A 20,230-nucleotide genomic window follows, 5' to 3' on the forward strand; every position below is an offset into this window, starting at 1 on the left:
CCAAACACAAGTTTCAAAAACCATGAGTGCAACCCCTCCCAAAGCTCCTGTCCAGCGCAAACGAGTCGCGCTGCTCGACGACCACACCATGATGCGCGGCGGCATGAAAGTCTTCATCGACAGCCTGCCGGACTTCGAATGCTGCTGGGAGGCCGGAGACTGCAAGACCGCCCTGGAAAAACTCGAGACCGACATGCCTGACATCATGCTCGTGGACATCACTCTTCCGGATCGCAACGGCCTGGAGCTCATCAAGGATGTGCACTCTCTTTACCCCAATCTCATCATGCTGGTGATCTCAATGCATGACGAGGCCTACTACGCGCACCGCGCGCTCAAGGCGGGGGCAAAGGGATACATGATGAAAAACATGGGATACGACATGTATGAGGCCGCGCTGCGCAAGGTGGCCGGCGGCGGGCGCTGGCTCAGCGACGCCATCTCAGAGCAGATCTTCCAGGCCTACACCACCGGCTCCAAGCCGCGGATGGAGGGCGGCCTCGATGAGCTCAGCGACCGGGAGTTTGAGATCTTCCAGATGATGGGAGACGGGCGTGGCACGCACGAGATCGCCGCCACGCTGCGCATCAGCCCGAAGACCGTGGACGTCCACCGCATGAACATCCGGCAGAAGCTGAAGCTCGAAGACGGCGCCGCCGTCACGCGCTTTGCCATCCGCTGGGTGGAGTCGCGCAAATTGGGCCCCTCGTGATGAGGCGCGGCTACTTTTTGTGACGGAAGGCCACAATGTGCGTTTTGTACGGCTCGATGCCGTACAGCTTGGCCAGGTCCGGCAGCCGCATCAGGAGCCACGGCGTCAGCAGATTGGACCCGTTCTTGGTGAACAGGATGTCATCCGCCAGGTAAGTCGCTGAATGCACGGCGCGTCCGTCAGGAGCGATGAACATGAGAATGTCGCCATAGCGGTACGGCGGCTCCACTTTGTCAAAGTCCTGCTTCACCAGGCTCGTGGCCAGGCGTGTGTCCAGCAGAAAGGGCTGCGCCTTGAGATTGAAAAAATTCAGGCTGGTCCAGTGGCAGTCCGGCAGCGGCCCCTCCGCGGCATAGCTGATGTCCGGATACGTGTAGAGCAGCTTGCGCGGCAGCGGCGGCAGCAGGTGGAGAATGTCCAGATGGGAGACGCCGCGGGTGCGAATGATGGCGTTCATCAGCGGCTCCAGATCCTTGCGCCGCAGTCCCAGCCCTGTGGACCAGTAGTTCAGCAGATCGGGGATGGCGTCTCCGTGGGAAAGATCGAGCTGGGCCATCAGCGTGCGCACCCGCGTCAGCTTGCGCATGATGAAGCGCGCCTCCGCCACATTGTCCGCCTGGCTCAGCAGCAGCGGAATGTCAGAAAATACCAGCGCGTTGCCCATCCGGTACGCCAGGTTTGAGATCTTGCCGACGACCTCCGCGGAAAGCCCGGACTCCCGCGCCCACACCTCCACGGAGTCGGAGAGAAAGAACACCGGTGAGTATTGAAACACGTTCACGGCATCGCGCGCGAGCTCGTTGTAAATCACCGCCCTGCCTTCGCGGCTCAGGCCCTCCACATCCGCGTTGGAGGGAAAGATGTACGCATGGCGTTCATCCTTGATCACACGCCGCGGTGTCAGCAGGCGGTCGATCTGCACGCGGGACATGCCCGCGCTTTTGAGCAGTGTCTCCGCGTGGTCGAGATCATTCAAATTGAAGGCCCATTTCGTGGTCGTGCTCGGCAGGGGAAACTGCTCCACCACATAATCCGGCGCCTCCAGATAAAAGTAGTAGTAGCTGAGCCGCCCCCACGGTCCTGGGGCACCGGTGTTGAGCTCGTCCTGCTGCGGAGGCGCGTTCTTTGCCGCGTCATGCGCCTGTGCATCATTTGCATGCGTGTTGTTCGTGTGTGTCTCCTCAGCGTGTGTTTGCAGGCAGCCCAGGGAAAGGAGCACGGGCAGAAGGCGGATTTTTTCCACCATCATGAGCGCGAATCCCAAAGCGTGGCGGAGAGGGCGAAGACCGGCCGGGAAAACGGAAGCCATACGAGGAAGAAGGTATGAAGGGAAAAGGCGGAGATGGGCGCCTGGAAGCGTCATGCTTATGCAGTCTCCGAAGATCGCGCACAGTTCAATCTTTGTCGCTTCAGATGTCAAATAACACCGCCTTGAGGGAGGCATAAGCAAATGCTTCAGAGGACGATTCGCAAAAGGTGTAGCAGCCCGCACATGCATCCTGCACAGGCATGCAAGCCGCGCTCCGATAGTCAGAAAAATTCATTCAGGCACAATGACTGGCAAACCACAGGGCTGTGCCCGGCAGCCTCGCAACCAGTTCAGCAACCACGTCATGAATTCATTTTTGCCTGCACATACACACGCGCGCGACCTTCTCTTCTGCCGGTCTTCCAAAAGAGAAAAAAACCTGCGAACCGGGCGCACCATTGTGGCGCTTCTCATCGGCCTCTTGCTCATCTCCGTTCTTCTGGGAGGCGCCCATGCACAGACCATTCACAGCACCATCGGCAACTGGACGAAAAACGGCAGCGGAAACTGGAGTCTCACCACCAACTGGGGAAATCTGGACGGCGGCACGGACTACCCCAGCGGCCAGGATGCCTTTGCCAATTTCAGCACGATCAACATCTCCAGCAACGCCACCATCACCCTGGATGTTCCCGTGACCCTGGGCGACCTCAGCATCGGCGACACCAGCGGAGGCAACAGCTACACCCTTTCGGGCGGCACGCTGACCTTTGACTCCTCCTCCGGCATCTCCACCCTCGTGAAAACCGACGGCGGCGGCAATGACACCATCTCCTCCGCCCTCGTGCTCAACAACGAGCTCGACATCACGAACTACGACACTTCCAACGGTCAGGGGCTGCTTCTCACCGGAGTCATCTCCGGCGGCACCGCCGGCCAGGTCACGATCAGATTCAGCGATCTGTCACCGGTTGGTGCGAGCGGGTCTTTAGACTTTTTGTATCTCAACAACGCAAGCAACTCCTTTCAAGGCCAGCTTGTGGTCGATTCGGGTCTGCTGCGCTATGAGGCAAATCCACGCGCGGCAGGAGCCCGGGGCGTGGGCAATGAAACCGTCGCCACGGGTGAAGGCGGCATCGATCTTCGCGACCAGGATTTCAACTATCAGGCCGATGACACGGAAATCTTCATGATCGCCGGCAGCGGCCCCAACGGCCTGGGTGCGTTGCGCAACACCGTTGGAACCTCCTATTTTTCCTACCTTGTTCTCACGGATGACGCCGTGCTGGACTCCCAGGGCACCATGGTGCTGGAGCGCCACCTCAAAGCTGACGCCAGTGGCGGCGTGGCGCCCGTCCTCGACTTCGCCGGCAAAAACCTCACCAAAATTGGCGCCGGAGATTTCGTCGTCCGCGGCGCGGACGTCCTGAATGCAAACGGCGCGTCCCTCACCATCAATGAAGGGGAGGTACGGTTCGAGTCCCGCGGCCTGCTCAATGGCACAGGCGCCTCCGCCGGCATCAATCTCAACGGCCTGACGGTGAACCTGGCCTACAACCGCAATCCTTACGACAACGTTGATCTGGCCAACGGCAGCCGCACCACCAGCGACCTCTATGGTGTCAACATGAACCAGACCGCCCTCCAGGGAAATGCGGTGCTCGACGCGCGCCTCTCCATCGGTTCCTACTGGGGGGCCAGTGTCACAAACACCGGCAGCCTGGCGGAGCAGAGCAAGGAGACGCTCACCTTTGACAGCATGACCTTCAACTTCAACAACGGGGTCTTCCAGCGCGAGGGCAACGGCGAGGTCGGCCGCACCTTCGATCACATCTTCACCAACGTCACCATCAACCTTGTCGGCGGTGGCATCACTCCGGACGACCGCGGAAACGGCAACCTCTTTGATATGAGCGGCGGCTCCGCCAGCTACAACAGCACCACCGGAGTCTTTGACAATCCCGGCGTGGAGGAGTTTGACGGCGTCTTTGACAACATGACCGGCGGCAATGCCGGCACCGGTTTCACCGTACGCGGCTCCCGCGAGATGCGCGTCACTGGAAACAGCGTCAATTTCGACGGCGACATCCTCATCAAGCTGCCCACCAGCCGCTGGGTGACCAACAGCTTTGACCGCGGCAACGGCGGCCAGGCCGCCTCTGTCATTTTCAACATGTCTCTCGCCGGGCCGGATGGCAGCTTCAGCCATGCCAACTCCATCACCATCACCCGCTGGGGCTCGCTGGCCCTGCTGAACAACTCCGCCAACCCGCTGTATGCCAGCGCCAACAACGACGACCGCATCAACGACCTCGGCTTCACCAATCTGCGCAACGGCAACCTGCTGCTGGAAACGGACGCCACGGTGGCCAACCATGAAAATTTCGGCAATGTGGTCGCTGACTTCGGCACCAACTTCCTTGTTCTGGACACCCGCGCCGGCGGGCAGTTTGACGGCGCTTTCCAGAGCTTCACCAGCAACAACCACGGCGTGCTCAAAATCTACGACGCGAACCCCTCCCACACCTGGGGAACCGGCGCGGGAGACGACCGCATCGCCCTGGTGAACGCCGGTGGTCTGAACCTCGTGGGGGCGAATCTGCCCGGCACCGCCAAACAGCAGATCGTCGTGGGTCTTTTTGGCGGCCTCATGCCCAATCTCGCCACCGCCACCTTCGCCACCAACACCCGGCCGCTGGCCTCCGCACAGGGCAGCTACATGTACAGCGGCATGGGCATGAACCTCATGACCTATGACAACGGCTACCTTCGCCCCCTGACCGCCGCGGAGTATGACACCAGCCTCAATCCGGCTGCCGACACCAACTGGCTGGTGAACCGCTACATCGCACCCCTCACAGGCGTGGAAAACTACGCCGACCCCAACAACTATGCCGGGCGCAATGTCACCGCGGACACCGCCATCAATTCCCTCACCATCAGCTTTGATGACGTGGCCTCGTCCCAGGTCATCGGCACCTCCACGAAGGACTACATCATCATCGAGCAGGGGAAGAAGCTCACGATCAGCTCCGGCGTCATCAACATCAACAGCTTCGTCCAGGCCACCAATGCCAACATGGAGGGCGTCATTCGCGGCGGCTTCCTGGACATGAATGGCGGCCCCACGCTGATCAACTCCAACGCCGGCTGGTATGACACCGACCGCGACTCCGGAAACTGGTATGACTTCACCGTCGGCAACAGCTCCTACATCCGCTCCCACATCATCAACACCACGGACTTCGTCAAGACCGGTCGCGACACCCTTTATCTCGACACCTGGAACACCATCTCCGGAAACATCTACCTCAGCGACCAGGGCGTGCTGGACGTGCGCAATCCCGGCGCCCTCGGCGTCGGCGGTGCAGGCCGGGAGGTCCTCGTTGGCGGAAACTCCGCCCTTCTCCTTGAATACGGCACCAACATCACCGGCATCAACATCCGCGCCACCAACACCTACCAGGGCTCCACCACGCTGCTGCGCGCGGAAGGCGCCACTCAGAGCACCTGGGGCGGAGATGTGATTCTCGACACCGCCGATGCCACGGGCAGCTCGGACTTCCAGTCCTATGCCGTCACCGCGCGCAACAACGGCACCCTCTCCATCTACGGCAACATCTACACCGCCAACAATCAAAACTTCACCGACAGCGACGCCTACGCCGATCCTCCCATCGTCACCTCCAGCTTCGGTGAGGCCTACACGCTCAATCTCTACGGCCAGTTCCGGGATGTGGCCACGGGGAATCTGGCCACCGACCCCGCCAACTCTGCCATTACCTCCATCTACCGCACCGGAGACTCCGCCACCCGGCTCGACACCAATCATTCCCTGCGCTTCCAGATGACCGGCCACGATGAGGGCAATGTGAACGTCTTCCAGCAGTGGGACGCCACCGGCAGGCTCGATCTCAACCGCGGCTACTTCCGCATCTTGTATGACCCCAATGCCGCAGGCAACGACGGCACCGGCTTCCTCACAGACGGCGCGGACTCCCTCATCCAGAGCAACGACTACTACACACGCCTGGCCCTGGGCGCCGACGGTGGCGGCACCGGCACCTACCACACGCACGTCATGCTCACCCAGGACGGGCAGGTTCTGAACTGGTCGGACCGCATGTATGTTTACAACAACAACCGCGACGGCACGATCAGCATCGGCGGTGAAAACCGGACGGGCACCGTTTACATCGGCTCCGCAGACGGCGCGTCCAATTACTACATCATCTATGAAAATCAGGGCGGAGATCGTGACCTCCGCTTCCTCCAGACCCGGGGCGGCACCACCGTCGTCAATGCCCGCCTCTACGACAACGGCACCAGCGTGAATTCCGGCGCCACGGTCATCGGGCCAGGAACGGTGATCTTCAATGCCAACACCGTCGGTGCATCCACCGTGGAGCGCTGGAGCTTCATGGGCGGCAGCGCCGTCTGGCAGGGAAATGCGGCCAGCGGCAGCGTTCTGGGAAATGACTACTTCGCCATCGCCACCGCACAGGCCATGTTTGGCGGCGGCAGCCTTTCCTTCTACGGAGACACCATCGCGAGCCGCACGCAAAATCTCACCGGCACCTTTCGCCTCCTCAATGGCGAGTCCGGCATCAATGTCATCTCCGGCGCGGGCTTCACGGACACCCTCAATTTCGGCGCCGCCGCCGCCAGCTTCTTCAAGAGCCAGGGGGCCACTCTCAGCTTCGTCGAGGCGGGTGCAGGCACGGCCGCCATCACTCTGCAGGCCACCGGTCTGACGAATACCGGCATCATGTCCTATGCCACCTATGGCACGGATCTGGGCGTGGTCACAGACTTCGCCAGCAACGGCGCCTCCGGTGCCATCAGCGCCTTCACCGGCTATGTGTCCGGCGCGTCCGAAGGTGACTTCACCACCGGCAATACCGTGGATGTCAGCGGAGACGTCGCCTTCACCGGCGCCGCCACACCTGACAATCTGCGCATCAGCTCTCCCGCCAGCCTCACCCTCGACGGCCAGAGCATGACTCTCGGTGGCGGCGCGGTTCTCATCTCCTCGCTCAATACGGGCGCAAATACCATCAGTGGCGGCACCTTGACCAGCGGCTTCGATGCGGACCTCAGCGGCAGCGGCACCAGCGATGACCTGATGATTCACAATTTCGGCTCCGGCTCTCTCACCATCGGTTCCACCATCACGGACAATGCCGGCACCAAGGTGAACCTCGTCATGGGCGGCACCGGCACCACCATCCTGACCGCCGCCAACACGAACAGCGGCGAGATCTACCTCAACAACGGCGTCCTCAGCATCTCCAGCGACAGCAATCTGGGCGCCATCAATGGCAGCATCACCAAGCTCGTCCGTGTGAACAACGGCGGCAATGGCAGCTCCTCCAGCACCGCCGCCTACACCAGCCTTGCCAATTCGCCCATCGTCTTCACCACGGACGGCAGTGTCGGCACGCCCGCCGTCGGCACCTTCAATTCAAACGGCACCGTTGTCACCTCCACCTCTCTCACCAGCGGCGGCGCTGGCTACACCTCCGGTGTCTGGGCCAATCTGGACGACCCCAGCCGCACCACCGAAAACCCCGCGGGCGTCTGGGCCATCCTGGACAGCGGCAACCTCCACTTCGACGGCGGCACCCTGCAGGTCACGCAGGATGTCACGCTCAATGGTGCGCGCACCTTGTTCCTCGGTGCGAATGGCGGCTTCCTGGATGTCTCCGCCGGCAAGACCCTCACGATCAACGGCTACATCACCAGCGAGTACAGCCAGGTCAATTCCTCCAACGGCTACACGGCAAATCAGCTCGGCGGCGTGGAGGATCCCGCCAGCAATGGCAATCCCGACATTGGTGATCTCACCATCCGCGGCGGCGGCACCGTGGTGCTCACCGGCGCGCCGGACAACACCGTCCGCTCCAACATGATGAACACCTATGGCGGCCTCACCTGGATCAACGAGGGCACCCTGAAGCTCGCGGGAGCGGGCACCTCGGGCAGCTCGGCTCTCGGCACGAACCGCTCCTGGATCGACGGCACCCTCATTGGCGCCAATGGCACCCTGGAGTTCTCCACCACCTCTGACCCCACGCTCTACGAGTGGATCACCTTTGGAGGCATGGGTTACGAAGGCCGCGGCGCCGTGCTGACCACGGGCGCCGGACGTACCGTGCGGCTCAACGGCCAGATGCAGGTGGACAGCCCCACTCTCTTCAACCTTGCCACCACTTCCTATGGCTACGTCCGTCTCGGTGAGTACGGCGGCGCGCTCTATGGCAGCGGAGACATCCTGCGCACCGGTGCCAATGAGTTCTCCTTCTATGTGAATGCTCCGGACTGGACCGGCCGCTTCCTCAGCGGCAGCGGCACCAGCCGTGTCACCGGTGCAGGCAGCCTGCAGGGCATGCTGAACATGGAGCTGGACCGCAATTCGTTCTTCCTGTACAGCGCCGGCAGCACCGGGGCGGACGAATTCCGCGACCGCCTGAATGACAATCTGACGATCACCAGCAATGGCTACACCCGCATGCGCATTGAAAATTCCGCCGGTGTATTCTCGGGAGAGGAAAAAGTCGGGGTCGTGAATGTGAACAGCGGCGTGTTCGGCATCGAGTACGCCCTGGGCGGAGACATCACCGGCGGCACCATACGTCTGCAGGGCGACTATGCCGCGTGGCATTTCACGGACATCGTACGCACTCCGGGCTCCATCGTCATGGTTCGCAATTTTGACCCCGGCATGGACATCTCCTCCGGTGTCACCGACCTCGCAAATCGTGCGCTGGTGCTGGTGGACAATGCGCCCACGCTCAGCGGCACCGGAGACGGCACCAATGGCAACACCGCCATCATCGCGGGCTTCTTCGGTGGCACCCGCCCCAGCCTGCTGAACACGACCACCGGCGTCGCATGGGATGAAGACCGCACCTCGCGCTACCTCATGACCTCGGTGCTGAGCTTCGACCCCGTCACCGGCGCTCCCGTTTACTACCTGCGCCCGCTCTCAGATGCGCCCGGTTCCACGGATTACAAGATCATCAGCAGCTCCGGCACGGTCTCCACACCCGGCTCATCTCTGGATCTCACCACCGCGGGCATCAGTCCGGATCAAAACGTGCGCTTTGTCGGCATCACCACAGACACCACCGGTGCCGGCAACGGCTTCACCTCCCGCATCAACTCCATCCTCACCCTCGACACCACGCTGGAGACGAACTCCGTCACCTTCGCCGCAGACACCACCGGCACCAATGTCAACGGCGCCGGCAATGACGTGAATCTCCTCATGACCCAGGGCGGCACGCTGAAAATCAACTCCGGTGTCCTCATGTTCGCCAACATCGGCACCATGGACAGGCTGGGCAACGCCTCGAACACCGGCGTCAATCTCGACATGAACAACTACATCATCGGCGGGAATCTGGACTTCAATGGCAAAGAGGCCATCATTTACGCCGGAAGTGAATGGGCGCAGTTCAACATCTCGGGAAACAGCGCCTATAACAACACCGATGGCGACAACACCACCGCCATCATCCGCAGCAGCATCTACAACACCGGCGGCAACGGCCTGACGAAAACAGGAGGGTCCAGCGTAACCCTGGAGGCCGCGAACTATTACACCGGAGACACCACCGTAAACTACGGCAACCTCTACGCCCGCCATGACCAGGCGCTGGGCCAGAGCATACGTCTGAACATCACCGGCGGCGGAAACTTCATCATTGGCAACAATTCCCGCATCGCGGGCGTGGACGCCTACGTCGGCCAGATTTCGGGCAACAACCTGGCCATGTATGCCGAAGGCGACGGTGCCGAATGGGTGGGCAACATCATTCTCGACAATGTGGACTCCACCGGCAGCGCCGGGGGCATCACCCGCAACTTTGTGCCCCGCATTGAGGCCGCCAGCTCCAACACCGTCTTCCACATCGATGGCAGTCTCTATGGCGGGGACACCGTGGTGATGCCTGGCGCACAGGCCACCTCCCGGGTCTTCACCACCTATACGAACGCCTCTCTCTCCACCCTGGATTTCATGGGCCGGATCAGTGACAAGTCCACCGGCGCGGTGGATCTCAGCGGCGGCCAGACGCTCAATGACGCGCTGCGCATGGAAGTGGCGGCCACCACCGACACCGCGAACGTCCATCTCTACCAGCAGTATGACGCCTCCGGCCGCATCACCATCGTGCGCGGTGTGCTGCGCTACATGGGCACCGGAAATTTCTACACCAACGCGGCGGCCCTGGCGCAGAATCCGGACAGCGATCTCTCAGGCTTCCAGATGGGCGGGCGCTCGCTCATCGACAGCAACTCGGGCATCGGCGCCTCGGACGTCTCCTTCTTCCTGCACAATGTCGGCACCACCTTCAATCTTTCCAGCTGGAACGTCGGCGTGGACACCACCGACCCGGACAACAGCCTCGGCAACAGCAACTACGGCTTTGGCAACACCACCGGAAACACCAGCCTCGGCGGTGAAAACATCAGCGGCACCATCACTTTCGGCACCGGCGCCGGCAGCATTCGCTTCACCCAGGCGGACACGCTTTACGACCGCAATCTGAACCTCTACGCCGCACGCGGCGGCACCGTGGACATGAGGGTGAACTTCCTCGATGGCGGCGACTTCGTGAACTCCTCCATCACCAAGGTCGGGGCGGGCACCGTGCGCCTCCTCGGCTCCAGCGCCGGAGACAGCACCGTGGAGGCTCTGAAGATGCTGGGCGGCACGCTGATCCTGACCGAGTATGACGTGAACGCCGGACGGCGTGTGGGCAATGGTGCCGCTCTCACCCTCAGCGGCGGTTACCTCATCGTGGATGCCACGCGGGGAACGGCGCAGGAAGACTTTGGCGACCTCACGCTGAATTCCGGCGGTTCACGCCTCGCTGTCCTTGGAAATGGCACCGTGAACATCAATTCTTCCATGACCATCAATCCGGCTTCCGGCGTCACCATGGCGTTCATCGAGGGCTCTGGCGGCGTCATCAACATCACCGCCAATGGGCTTACCACCACGGACGGCGATCGTTTTGGCTACTGGGCCGTTTACGGCGCTGCCCCCGGCCAGGTCACCGACTGGGCTGCCCGCGAAGGCACCACCGGAGTCAAGGCGTTCTCCAATTATGACGTGGATTCCTTCGCCAGCGGCAACAACACCGAAGTCACCACCTCCGCCACCTTCGCCGGTCCTGCCGCCACCAATTCCATCAAGTTTGCCACGGCCGCGGATTTGAACCTCGGCGGGAATACCCTGACTGTGGAGCACGGGGGCATGCTGGTGAGTTACTCCGTGGGCGGCGCTGTGAATATCTCCAACGGCACCCTCACCCGCAGCGGGGCAGGGGACATCCTGCTCTACAATTATGGCGCCGGCCTCACCACCATCTCCGCGGCCATCACGAACAGCGGTGCCGGTGTCGTGAACCTCGTCACCAGCGGCACCGGCACCACCGTGCTCACCGGTGCAAACACCTACACCGGAGACACCTACATCAATGGCGGCACCCTCCAGATTTCCAGTGAGTCGGCCCTGGGAGACATCAGCGGCTCCATCAGCCGCCTGGTGCGTGAAAACAACGGCTCCAACAACGGTGTCAGCCTCACAAATTCACCTCTGTACTTCATTGGCGGCGGCGGTGGCTCGGGCGCGACGGGGACTTTCACGACCAACAGCACCCAGAATGTGACCGCGACGACCCTGACCAACGGCGGCTCCGGCTACACCAGCGGCATTCATGTCAGCACCAACGCGGCCGGGACGAATAATATGGGCATCTGGGCCATCCTGGACAGCGGCAATCTCCACATCGACGGCGGCACCCTCGCCACCACTGCGGACATCACCCTGGACGGCGCGCGCACGATCTTCCTCGGCGCCAGCGGAGCCACCTTCAATGTGGCCTCGGGCACGAGCCTGACCATCAACGGCTACATCACCAGTGACGTCACCGACCTCCCCTCGGGTGATGATCCCATCGATCTGACCCGTCCGTTGATTGGCGGTCTGGCGGTCGAGGGCGGCGGCACTCTGGTGCTCACCGGTGCGCCGGACAACACCGCCCGTGAGAACATGTACAACGGCTACAATTCCCTGACTCTGATCAACAACGGCACCATCAAGATCAACGGGCTCGCCTCCTCTGCCTCCAATGCCCTTGGGACCTTCAGCGGCTGGGCGGACAGCACCTACATCGGCGCCAATGGCACCTTGCTGATGAACGTCACCAATGCCGATGTGGGCTTCTATGAATGGCTCACGCTCGATGGCCAGGGCTACCAGGGCGGCGGCACCTTTCAGAGCGTCACCGGCAACTCCGGCACCACCCGCGCCTACTATCTGCGCGGCCAGATCAATGTCCTCAGCGACGCGGTCTTCAACCTGCGCAACGGCAGCAACATCTACCTCAACAACGGCGGCGGCGAAACCTACGGCTCCGCCAACATCATCAAGATCGGCCAGGGAGAGTTCCGCTTTTACTCCAACGAGTCCAACTTCACCGGCAGCTTCATTTCCGCCTCAGGCTACGTCCGCGTGTATGATGCCGGCCGCATCATGGGCATGTCCAGCATGACTTTGGAGCGCAACAGCTTCCTCGGCATGAACGATGACAGCACCTCCTCCGACGAGACACGCAGCCGCCTGGGGGATGACATGCCCATCTACACCAACGGCTACATCCGCATGCGCATTGAAGGTCCCGCCGGCGTCTTCTCAGGCATCGAAAAACTCGGCATTGCCAATGTGATGGCCGGTCAGCTCGGCATTGAGTTTGACATGGGTGCGACGATTTCCGGCGGTGTGCCCGTGCTGAAAGGCGAGTACGTCGGATTCCACTACACGGAGATCGTGCGCAATCCCGGCACCAGCGTGCAGCTCCGCCTGCTGGACCCGGGCACCTCGTTTGCAGACGCAAACTTCAATGCAGCCGTGCCGTCCAATTCCAATGGAAACATCGCAGTGGTCCAGGTAGATGTGCTGCCCACCCTGATCGGTACCGGCGACGGCAGCAACGGCAACGCCGCGGTCCTTGCCGGCTTCTTCGGTGGCGTCCGTCCAAACTGGTACAATGCCGCGGGCACGGGCAGCATCTTCAATGAGGACTACATCGCCAATCGCCTCGTGACCGTGGACACCAACAGCGCCGGAGACCACTTCCTGCGCCCTCTGCTGGACTCCGAATACAAGGTGGTGGAAAACCCTGACACCGCGCAGACCACCACCGTCGCCCTGGAGGATCAGGACATCAGCGCGGACCAGAACCTCAAGATCGTCGGCGTCACCAGCGACAGCCTCGGAGGCGCCGAGTTTACAAACCGCCGGAACTCCATCCTCACGCTTGGCTCCGTGGCGGCGGACTGCACCCTGCCGGACGGCATCAACATGGTCGTCAACTCCCTGACCTTTGCCTCTGAATCCTACGTCTCCGCCACCAACGGCGGCGGCAACTGGACCTCCATCATGCTCGCGGACGGCGCGACGTTGAAGATCAACTCCGGCATGATCCAGATGTACAACACCGGCGTTCAGGACATGAATGGCGCCGCCTACAACGGGAACCTCAACCTGGACATCCGCAGCTCCCTGAACGGCGGCTCCACCGACTTCAACGGCATGGAGGCCCAGTTCAACATCGGCAGCATCTGGGTGCACTACAACACCTCGGACGCCATCAACGCCTACCGCGCCACGGACACCGACAACAACTACTTCTACATGAACTCCAGCATCATCAATGCCACCGGCCTGGTGAAGTCCGGAGGCTCCTCCCTGTTCCTGGATGCCGTCAACTATTACACCGGTCTCACCACCGTGAGCTATGGCAGCCTGTATGCCCGCCACGACAAGGCGCTGGGCGCCAGCACCCAGGTGCAGGTCACCGGCTATGGCAACTTCGTGCTCGGACTCGGCGCCAAAATCAGCGGCGTCGATCTCTACGTCGGGGCGATCGCCGGCAACAACAGCGCTCTCCAAATCGAGAACAACTCGGACTGGGCCGGGAACATCATCATTGACAATGTGGACTCTGGCGGCGCCACCGCCTACGCACGCAGCTTTGTCTCGCGTATTTTCACCAACTCCTCCGGCCTGGGCATCATTGACGGAAACATCTACGGCGGCTCCACCGCCATCGGCACCGGTGCGCGCACGGACTCCCGCATGTTCAGCACCTACACCGGCGCTTTTGGCCTGCTGTACCTCAATGGCGTGGTGCAGGACAACGCGGCGGGCGCTGTGACCGGCCCCATCGACATCTACAACCAGTCGCAGGTGCTGCGGATGGAGGTGACCGCCAACAACGACGAAGCGGCGGTTCAAATCGGCCAGCAGTACAATGCGGCGGGCCGCATCAACATTGACCGCGGCACGCTTTACTATTCCGGCAACGGCGACTTCTACACGGCCAGCGCCGCCGCCACGGTGAACTCCAATCCCCTGAATTCAATGATCGGCCTGCAGATGGGCGGCAGATCGCTCACCTCAGACAACGGCCTTGGCGCAGCAAACCTGGGCTTCTTCCTGCTCAATGCCGGAGCGAACTTCAATCTGACGTCCTGGCAGGTGGGGGTGGACACGAGCGACCCTGACAACATGGCCGGCAACTATGTTTACGGCCAGGGCAACACCACCGGCAACTCGACGCTGGGTGGCGTGAACACCTTTGGCAGCGTGACCTTCGGCACGGGGGAGGGAAGCATCATCTTCACAAACGGCACCACGACCTACACGCGTGACCTGGGCATCTTCGCGGCCGCGGGGGGCACGGTGGACCTCAAGGTGAACCTGCTGGACGGCGGCTCCCTTGTAAACTCCTCCATCACCAAACAGGGGGGCGGCCAGGTCAATCTGCTCGGCTCCACCGCCGGCGCCGGCACCGTGGAAGGCGTCAACGTCATGGGCGGCATTCTGGCGCTTGCCGGCTATGACACGAATCTCAACCGCCGTGTGGGCAGCGGCGCCTACCTCACCCTCGCGGGCGGCACGCTCGTCATGGACGGCAGCGGCGTCTCCTTCACGGAAAACTTCGGCGCCTTCAAGCTCAATCAGGGCGGCAATGCCCTCGCTGTCATCGGCGGCGGCACCATCAGCATCTCCAGCTCCGCCATCACACGCGCGGCTGCAGGCACCGTCCACTTTGAGTCCATCGCCGGAGGCGTCATCAACTTCTCCAACGCTGCCATGAAGAACGTCGCGCGCATCGGCTCGTATGCCACCTTCGGTGTCAGCGCGACGAATACCGCCGTCGCCACCGACTGGGCGGCCACGGACGCCGCGGGCAATGTCATCGCCTACACCGGCTACTCCACCGACACCTTTGGCGCCGGCTTGCAGACGGACGTTCAGGGCGCCGGGCTCGCCGCCTCGGCCACCAATTCCATCCGCTTCAACAACGCGGCCGGAACCATCGCCAGCGGCAGCCTCGTCCTGAATGACGGCGGCCTGCTCATCACCAGCAACTACACCGGCGGCACCCCCGTCGCGGCGGGCGTGAGCGTCACCACCAGCGGCAGCGGGGTGGATCTGCTCATCCACAACTTTGCCCTCGGCGTGGTCAATTTTGACGGAAGCATCACCGGCGCGCAGAATGTGGTGTTCACCGGCACCGGAGAGCTCGCATTCACTTCGCCCAGCAGTGTCACCAGCTCCGTGGTCAGCAGCACCACGGCCAGCAATTCCTTCACCGTCACCGTGGGCAGCACGGCCGGGCTCGTCGCGGGCATGGATGTGACCGGCGTGAACATCGCCCCCGGCACCAAGATCCTCAGCATCGTGAACGGCACCTCGCTGACGCTCACCCGGATGGTGACGGGCGCCGGCACCAACGATCTGACTTACTCCACCACCTCCTACACGCCTGCAAACACCTACACCGGAGCCACCCACATCACGGGCTCCGCCGTGGTCTCGTTCAATGATGTCGGTGCGTTCGGCTCCACTTCCGCGTTCTACCTCAATGGCGGCACCCTGAATTACTCCGAGACCGGCGCCACCAGCGCCGCACTGACCAACAACATCATCCTCGGCGGAAACAACGGCATCATCAGCGTCTCTGATGCGGACAGCATCCTGGTCATCCGCGGCACGACTGCCAACCAGATCTCCTCCGAGACAAACAACATCATCAGCGCCTACGGCACCAACAATCCCAACGCCGGCGGCCTGCAGATCGTGGGTTCGGGCACCGTGCAGTTTGGCGACCGCAGCGGATTCTCCAACAACACCACCGAAGACCTCCTCGGCGTGGTCAACAGCTACACCGGCCTCACCATTCTCGGAGACGGCGTCAACGCCCTGCGGGTGGACATCCAGGGCAAGGGCAACAGCAATGCCTACTACAATCTGTTCGGCACCACCCAGTCCTGGGCGGACGGCACCATCATCAAGAACAACGTGACCGTCGAATTCTCCATGGCTCGTGATTCCGCGCGCACCGGCCAGCTCCGCTTCCGCGAGTGGTTCCAGATCGGCGAAAAAGCCGGCGACCAGATCACCTTCGACGGCAGCACCCAGCGCCAGCCCACGCTTGACGGCATTCTCAACATCATCGGCGACCTGACCTTCCAGACCCAGGGCAACCGCTACAGCGACGCCGGCAGCACCGGAAATTCAGAGTTCCTCATCAACCCGAACGAAGGCGGCATCATGGGCGCCGGCAACATCATCAAGCTGGGGGATGGCAACCTGCGCTTCTACACGCCGCTGCATGAATGGACCGGCAACCTGGACATTCAGGACGGTTTCGTGGGCCTGCAGATGAACAACGGCGTGATCTTCAACTCGACCGGCAAAATCTATTTTGGCGACGCGGCGGGGCTTCAGACCTCCACCATCCAGATGCGCATTGAAAACCGCTACTATGGCAACAACACCATCGGCATCGACTCACCCGCCCTCGATTTGACGGTGAACCGCGACATCATCGTCCGGGACAACATCAAGCAGGAGGTGCGCATCGCCGCCGGCTATCTGCCCAACAGCGCCACGATCCATTTCACCAACAGCATCAACGTCGGCAGCGGCTCAAGCTCCTTCGTGCGCTTCTATTATGAGGACAACAACAACCTCGACGCCAGCATCACCGGCCACGTGCAGCAGACGGTGTTTGACATCACCGGCGCCATCTCCGGCACCAACAACATCTACCTCGATGGGAACAACAGCGGCGGCACCCTCGGCAATGGCGCCCTCTTCACCGTTTGGCTGCGCGGTGACAACTCCGGCTACGGCGGTGTCATCACCATCGGCGCTGACAACGGCACCACCGCCAATTCTGGCCGGAACGTCGCCCTGCGCATCGGCAATGTGGATGCGCTGGGCTCCAGCAGCACCGTCGGCTTCCGCAACTACGGCGCCCTCCAGCTCGCCGGTTACAGCATGACCTTCACCAAGAACTTTGTTTTCACCGGCGGCCCCGGCATGGCCACCACCGCCAGCATCGAAAATGCCTCCGACACCGCCGCCACCATCACCTTTGATTCAGGTGCGCAGTCCGGGCATACCTATCAGGATGTGGGCGTGGGCCTGCGTGATGGCGTGGCTGCCGCTTTCTTCGGCGGCGGCTCCTCCGCTCTTTCCGTGGTGAAGATCGGCGTTGGAGACACCGTGTTTGGCGCCAGCACCGGCGGCGGCGCCGTGGCCGGCTCCTTCAGCAGCTACACCGGCACCACCCAGGTGCAGCAGGGCACTCTGATTGCCGGTTCAAACAACGCCTTCTCCCCTTACTCGCGGTTCATCGTCAGCGACGGCGCCACTCTCAGCTCCTACTGGAGCGAGGCCACCGGCTTCGATGTCACCATCGGTTCGCTCACTGGCGGCTCGGGTGCCGCCCTCAACATCGACCAGTCCATCTTCCAGGTGGGCGGCGACAACACCACGGACGCGGACTTCGCCGGCGTCATCAGCGGCTACGGCAAACTGGTCAAAGTGGGCGGCGGCGCCCAGACCCTCTCCGGCACAAACGCCTTCTTTGGCGATGTCTCCATCGTGCAGGGCGCCCTCATCGGCGCAAACAACAGCGTCTTCGGTGATGCCTCCAACGGCATCTATCTCGGCGGGCAGCCGCTCGTGGGCACGCATCCCATCGATGCCATGGTGGAGCTGCTGCTTTCAGGCTCCGCCTCCGCCGTGGCAAACGCCGTCTCCATGAACACCTTTGACGGAAACGACGAGGGCGTCACGGTCATCGGCACCCGCGAGACCAGCGGCACCTATGGCTTCGCCACCGGCGGCACGGTGACTCTTTACCAGGACATCTCCACCAATGTGTTCTTCGAGGCGGACGGCTCCTCCACCTTCAAGTTTGGCGATTCCATCCTCGACGGCGGCTCCTCCGCCATGACCAATGTCGTGAAGATCGGCGCGGGCACCGTGGAGCTTTACGCGAGCAACAACTACGGCGTCGTGGGCACGGCCGGCTCCGCCATCGATGGCGGCACCGTCATCCGCAGCGGCACTGTGAGTGTGTTTGATAACAACGCCCTCTCCACTACCGTCGTGGAGCTGGGAGACACACGCTACGATCTCAACAGCGCCTACCTCGCCACCACCAGCTCCCTCATCACCAAGACCACCGGCAGCTATGACCCCTTGGGCAATGGCGCCACCGGCGCCGGCAGCGGCGCCTTCCTCAATGTGCGCGCCTTGGTGGACGGTGTCACCATCACCACCGCGGATGTGGGCAAGCGCATCCTCGTGAAAAATGAAAGCGACCATCCCGAGTACAACGGCATCTACCAGGTCGTCAGCGTGGACGACTCCTGCGGCCAGATGAACCTCGTCCGCGTGGCAGACTTCGACGCCTCCGGCGAAATGCAGTACGGCTCCAGCATCGCCATCACCGGCGGCATGACGCAGGCCGGCCTGCAGTTCTTCCAGGCTTCGTCGGACGTCACCAATGTGAACGCCGCCGGCACGGATCCCGTTCACTGGCTGCAGGACATCCCGGATGCCACCGTCGCGCTGCTCGCCGCGAATGGCGGCATGACCATCCTCAATGACATCGACATCAATGACACCAACGGCGCCGGCGGCACCATCCTCGGCGGCAGCTTCACCAGCGGCAGCAGCTACTTCAATGGCAATGTGACCCTGCAGCATTCCTTCCTCCCCGGCGTGGACAATATCCGTCAGCTCACCCTCGTCTCCTCCTCCAATGATGAGGTGACAGCGGGAGAGAAAGGCGTGGTCTTCACCGGCGTCATCTCAGAAGCCGCTCCGGGGGATGTCCTCAGCGTGAACAAGGAGGGCTCCGGCACCGTCACCCTCACCAATGACAACACCTACACCGGCAAGACCACCGTCACGGAGGGCACCCTCGCCCTCGCTGGAGACGGCGCGCTCTCCGGCACCAGCTGGATCGAGGTCAACTCCGGCGCCACCTTCGACTTCTCCAACACCAATGCGGGCGATCTCACCTTCGATGGCCCCATCAGCGGCTCCGGCACCGTCGTCACCGGCGCGGGCAGTCTCATCGTCGGCACGGACGGCGGCGCGGGCGTCCTGCTTCCCGGCATGTCTTCGGACCCCGGCAGCATCAGCACCGCCGGCGACGGCATCGGCCTGCTGACCGTGGACGGAAACGTCGTTCTCACCGGAGACAGCAGCGGCGTCACCCGCCTGACCCTGCAGATGGGCGCCACCAATGGCGCGGACTACAATGACAGCGGCATCGGCTCCCATTTGGGCGCCGGAGACTTGTCCACCTACCTGAACTCCCAGGCCGGCTTCTACGACACCATGCACGGCGGAAACCATGACCACCTCATCGTCACCGGCTCCTTCGAAATGAACAGCGGCGGGCACATCGTCTTCACCGGTGGGAGCGGCGCTTATCAGCCTGTCGTCGGGGACGTGTTCAATCTCATTGACTGGTCCACGGTGTCCGGCAATGGCTTCAGCGTCGGTGGCACCTTCCGCACCGGAGGCCTCCTCGGAGACCTGGAGCTGCCAGACCTCGGCCTTTCAGGCCTGATGTATGACACGAGTTTGTTCGCAGACTACGGCATCATCGTCGTGGTGCCTGAGCCCGGGCGTGCCGCGCTGCTGCTCTTCGGTCTTGCAGCCGTGCTCGTCGGCCGCCGCCGCCGCCGTCGTTGCTGAATCTGGTCACCATCTTTGTTGCACGGCCATCAGTCGTTGTTGGGGCCGCACAGCAGAACCTGCGGGCACATTGAAGCCAGTGTGCCCGCAGCTTTTTTTACGGTGCAGAGAACAGGTGGAGAGGCTGCCATTCCTGGTATCTTGAAATATTTAGTAGCCTTGGAGCACCCTGGAGCCT

General features: G+C 62.2%; 3 protein-coding genes. 2 read left to right on the plus strand and 1 reads right to left on the minus strand.

The features are described from left to right. The first annotated feature begins 22 nt into the window (after positions 1-22). Positions 23-712 (plus strand): response regulator, encoded by a 690-nt coding sequence (locus tag ACILSQ_RS30075; RefSeq protein WP_395747406.1) that lies wholly within the window; start codon positions 23-25, stop codon positions 710-712. Positions 713-722: 10 nt separating this feature from the next. Here ACILSQ_RS30075 and ACILSQ_RS30080 read toward each other — a convergent pair whose 3' ends face one another. After that, entirely contained in the window at positions 723-2,021 is a 1,299-nt protein-coding gene (locus tag ACILSQ_RS30080; RefSeq protein WP_395747407.1) for a hypothetical protein, read from the minus strand. Positions 2,022-2,442: 421 nt separating this feature from the next. Here ACILSQ_RS30080 and ACILSQ_RS30085 point away from each other — a divergent pair, with 421 nt between their 5' ends. After that, positions 2,443-20,052, plus strand: a complete 17,610-nt coding sequence (locus ACILSQ_RS30085) for a beta strand repeat-containing protein (protein ID WP_395747408.1) — start codon at positions 2,443-2,445, stop codon at positions 20,050-20,052. Positions 20,053-20,230: the final 178 nt, after the last annotated feature.

Source organism: Prosthecobacter sp. (assembly GCF_044227185.1).
GTDB lineage: Bacteria > Verrucomicrobiota > Verrucomicrobiia > Verrucomicrobiales > Verrucomicrobiaceae > Prosthecobacter.

Excerpts from the sequence above, each read along its gene's own strand:
- ACILSQ_RS30075 (WP_395747406.1), top strand. The coding sequence starts at position 23 with ATGAGTGCAACCCCTCCCAAAGCTCCTGTCCAGCGCAAACGAGTCGCG.
- ACILSQ_RS30080 (WP_395747407.1), bottom strand. The coding sequence starts at position 2,021 with ATGGCTTCCGTTTTCCCGGCCGGTCTTCGCCCTCTCCGCCACGCTTTG.